A 564-nucleotide genomic window follows, 5' to 3' on the forward strand; every position below is an offset into this window, starting at 1 on the left:
GCGTCGAAGGCCTGCCTGCGGAAGGTGGCGTTCCCGCCGAGGACGTGGCGGACCCGCACCTTGCCCGGGGGCAGTCCTCGGTACGTACAGCCGACGACCCAGTCGAACTCCTCGGGGAACCATGCCGGCCTGGGTTTCAGGCCGCAGGCCGGCCTGGTTCCCCGAGGAGTTCGACTGGGTCGTCGGCTGTACGTACCGAGGACTGCCCCCGGGCAAGGTGCGGGTCCGCAACGTCCTCGGCGGGAACGCCTCCTTCCGCAGGGAGGCCTTCGACGCGGCGGGCGGATTCGCCACCGGGATCGGCAGGGACGGCGACAAGCGGCCGCTGGGCTGCGAGGAGACCGAGCTCTGCATCCGGCTCGCCAAGGCGCTGCCCGACGCGGTGCTGCTGATCGACGACCGTGCGGTCATCCACCACAAGGTGCCGCTCGTGCGGGAGCGCTTCGGGTACTTCAGGACCCGGGCGTACGCGGAAGGCCTCTCCAAGGCGCTGGTGGCGCGAAGTGTCGGTGCGGACAAGGGACTTGAGTCCGAGCGCCGGTACACCACCCGTGTCCTGCCCGC

1 pseudogene is annotated in these 564 nt (G+C 70.9%); it reads left to right on the top strand.

The features are described 5' to 3' along the window. Positions 1-118 precede the first annotated feature (118 nt). Positions 119-564: pseudogene (locus J0695_RS36150) on the top strand (glycosyltransferase family 2 protein); the annotation flags it as partial.

Origin of the sequence: Streptomyces beijiangensis (assembly GCF_017315755.1) — a bacterium.
Taxonomy (GTDB): domain Bacteria; phylum Actinomycetota; class Actinomycetes; order Streptomycetales; family Streptomycetaceae; genus Streptomyces; species Streptomyces beijiangensis.